2 protein-coding genes are annotated in these 3743 nt (G+C 72.8%); both read right to left on the bottom strand.

Annotated features, from left to right (window positions below):
• A partial coding sequence (gene hisD / locus BN11_RS13270) for a histidinol dehydrogenase (RefSeq protein WP_083433744.1) occupies nt 1-953 on the bottom strand: 953 nt, incomplete at its 3' end.
• Nucleotides 954-1007: 54 nt separating this feature from the next.
• Nucleotides 1008-3743: bifunctional [glutamine synthetase] adenylyltransferase/[glutamine synthetase]-adenylyl-L-tyrosine phosphorylase (locus tag BN11_RS13265; RefSeq protein WP_053084103.1), on the bottom strand; the 2736-nt coding region annotated here is incomplete at its 5' end.

Here is a 3743-nt window from a genome sequence, read left to right as displayed (position 1 = left end):
CCCCCCCCCCGCCCCGACAGCGCCTCGATGACGCGCTCGCTGTGCTTGGTCGCGGCGGCCCGGCGGGCGACGGCGGCGGCGACCGCCTCGGCGAGATCCGGCGCATCGGTGACCAGCACCGACGCCGCGAGCGGGTCGTGCTCGGCCTGACTGATCAGATCGGCGGCGACATACTCCGGGTCGGCGGTGGCGTCGGCGAGCACGGCGATCTCGGTCGGACCGGCCTCGGCGTCGATGCCGATGAGCCCCTTCAGCAGCCGCTTCGCCGCCGCCACATAGATATTGCCCGGCCCGGTGACCAGGCTGACCGGCTCGCACACGTCGTCGCCGTCGGTGAAGCCATAGCCGAAACCGGCGATGGCCTGCGCCCCGCCCATCGCGTAGACCTCCTCGACCCCGAGCAGCGCGCACGCGGCGAGGATCGTCGGGTGCGGATAACCGACCAGGTCGCCGGTGTTCTCCTTCTGCGGGGGGCTGGCCACGGCGAACGAGGCGACGCCGGCGATCTGGGCGGGCACGACGTTCATCACGACCGAGCTGGGATAGACCGCCCGCCCGCCGGGCACATACAGGCCCACCCGGTCGACCGGCACCCACCGCTCGGTGACCGTCCCGCCCGCGCTGACCTGCGTCGTCGTGTCGGTGCGCGCCTGGTCGGCGTGCACCCGCCGGGCGCGCTCGATGGCCACCTCCAGGGCCGCCCGCACGTCGGGGTCGAGTTGCGCCAACGCCACGGCGAGCGCTCCGGCCGGGACCCGGAGGCGATCGGGGCACACCCCGTCATACCGCTGCCCCAACTCCTTGATCGCCTCGGCGCCGCCGCCGCGCACCTCCTCGCAGATCGGTCGGACGGCATGCAGCGCGGCGTCCACGTCGAACTCCGCCCTGGGCAAGCTCTCGCGAAGCTCACGCAGGGACAGGGATCGGCCACGCAGATCCAGTCGCTGCATCATGGCGCAAGTCTAGATTCCGGTATGCCGTGCTTCCGCCGCCGTCCGAAAGCTGGCTCAGCTCTCCTCGCGCCCGTAGAAGACGCGGTCGACGACGGCGCGGGCGTGACGGGTGATGCGCCGGTAGTCCTCCCCGAACTCCTGGCCGGAACCCGGCGGCAGGCCCATGATCCGGGCGGTGCCGTCGGCCTCCCGGGAGTCGGTGGGCACCGATTCGACCGCCTTGCCCCGATAGAGCATCGACGCGTTGCGGGCGTGGGCGGCGAACTCCCAGGCCTTGGCGAGAGCGGCGGAGTCGGCGCTGGAGATGAGCCGGGCCTGAGTCGCGGCCGTGAGCGCCGGCAGGGTGGAGGTGGTGCGCAGCGTCGGGTAGTTGTGGGCGTGCTCCATCTGCAGGGTCTGCACGACCCACTCCACATCGGACAGCCCGCCCGTGCCGAGTTTGAAGTGGGTCCGCTTGTCCGCGCCGCGCGGCAGCCGCTCGGCCTCCATGCGCGCCTTGAGCCGGCGGATCTCGCGCAGGTCCTGTGCGCTCAGGCCGGCGCCGTGCCAGCGGATGGGGTCGATGAGGTCCTCGAACCGGGCCGCGAGTTCTGCGTTGCCGGCGATCGGCCGCGCCCGCACCAAGGCCTGCGCCTCCCAGATCAGCGCCCACCGGTCGTAGTAGGCGCGATAGGAGTCGAGGCTGCGCACGAGCGGGCCGTTCTTGCCTTCGGGCCGCAGGTCGGCGTCGAGGCCGATGGCGGGGTCGGGCCCGGGCACCGAAAGCACCCGCTGCATCGACTTGACGACAGCCAGGGCCTGCGCCTGCGCCGCGTCCTCGTCGGCGCCGATGTGCGGGTCGTGGACGAAGAGCACGTCGGCGTCGGAGGCGTAACCGAGTTCGTTGCCGCCGAGCCGGCCCATGCCGACGATGAGCAGATCGGTCACCAGCGGCCGGCCGGCGCGCTTCTCCTCCTCGCGGATGACGAATTGCAGCGCGACCTCGATGGTTGCGGCCGTCAGGTCGGACAGGGCGCGCCCCACGTCCGGCTGCGGGAGATCACCGACAAGGTCGGCGACGGCGATGCGGAAGAGCTCGAGGCGCCGGACCTGCCGGGCCGCGGCGATCGCGTCGTCCAGCGAGGTCTTGCGCTGCGCCGCCGTGCGCATCCGGCGCTCGATGTCCCCACGCGAGTGCGGGCGCACCCCGCCGGGTTCGCCGAGGATCTGCACCGCCTCGGGGGCGGCGACGAGCACCTCGGCGGCGAACTTGCTGCGCGCGAGCGTGCGGGCGAGTTGCTCGGCGGCGGCCGGTTCGTCGCGCAGCAGCCGCAGGTACCAGTGCGAGGAGTCCAGGGACTCGCTCACCTTGCGGAAGGCGAGCAACCCGCCGTCCGGGTCAGCCTCGGCCGCGAACCAGCCGAGCATCACCGGCAGCAGGTGCCGCTGGATCGCGGCGCGCCGGGAGAGCCCTTCGGTGAGGGCCTCGAGGTGCCGCAGCGCCCCGGTGGGGTCGCGAAAACCCAAGGCGCTCAAGCGTTCTCGTGCCGCTTCGGGGGTGAGGCGAGCGTCGTCGGTGCCGAGGCGTGCCACCGCGCCGAGGAGCGGGCGGTAGAAGAGCCGCTCGTGCAGCCGCCGCACTTCGCGCGCCTCCGCCTTCCATTCGGCCACGACGGCCGCCGCCGGGTCCTCCCGGTGCCCGAGCGCTCGCCCGAGCCGGCGCAACTCGTGCGGTGAGGTCGGCATCAGATGGGTGCGGCGCAGCCGCAGCAGCTGTATGCGGTGTTCGAGGGTGCGCAGCAGACGGTATGCCGCGGCGAGTTGAGCCGCGTCGTCGCGCCCGACATAGCCGTATGCCGCGAGCGCCGCCAGCGCATCGAGGGTCGTGCCGGAACGGATGCGCTCGTCGGTGCGGCCGTGCACGAGTTGGAGCAGTTGCACGCTGAACTCGATGTCACGCAGGCCGCCCGGGCCGAGTTTGAGTTGCCGGTCGGCCTCGGCGCTGGGGATGTGGGCCTCCACTCGTCGGCGCATCGCCTGGACGTCGTCGACGAAGTTCTCGCGGGAGGCGGCCTGCCAGACCATTGGGGCCATGGCCTGCAGATAGGCGGCGCCGACCTCCTTGTCCCCCGCCACCGGGCGCGCCTTGAGCAGCGCCTGGAATTCCCACGTCTTGGCCCACCGCTCGTAGTACTGCTTGTGTGAGGCGACGGTTCGCACGAGCGGGCCGGCCTTGCCCTCCGGGCGCAAGGCGGCATCGACCGGCCACAGGGTGCCGTGGGCGGTCGCGGCCGAACAGGCCGTCATGAGCCGGGTCGCCAGGCGCGCGGCCGCCGCCATCGCGTCCTGCTCGCTGACTCCGTCCGCCGGTTCGGCGACGAAGATGACGTCGACGTCGGAGATGTAATTCAGTTCTCGCCCACCGGTCTTGCCCATGGCTATCACGGCGAAACGGCACTGGGCGGCGTCATCGGGCAACTCCGATTGCGCGATGACGAGGGCGCCTTCCAGTGCGGCCGCGGCGAGGTCGGCCAGGGCAGCGGCCGTGTCGGGCAGCTTGACGAGCGGGTCGGGCGCCACCAGGTCGAGCGCCGAGATGCCGAGCAGCCCCCGGCGGTAATACACGCGCAGGGCGTCGTCGGGGCTCAGCCCCGGATCCGGGTTCCGGACCCGGCCCACGATCCGCGCGACGCGCTGCTCCGGGGTGCGCGGCCGGGCCTCGGCGACGCTGCGCCAGTGCTCTGGGTGGGCGACGAGGTGGTCGCCCAGCGCGATCGAGGCGCCGATCACGGCGAGCAGGCGGGGGGGGGG

The organism is Nostocoides australiense Ben110, from assembly GCF_001050535.1.
GTDB lineage: Bacteria > Actinomycetota > Actinomycetes > Actinomycetales > Dermatophilaceae > Nostocoides_A > Nostocoides_A australiense.
The sequence above is the reverse complement of the archived record's forward strand: the minus strand, read 5'-3'. Positions and strand labels throughout refer to the sequence as shown.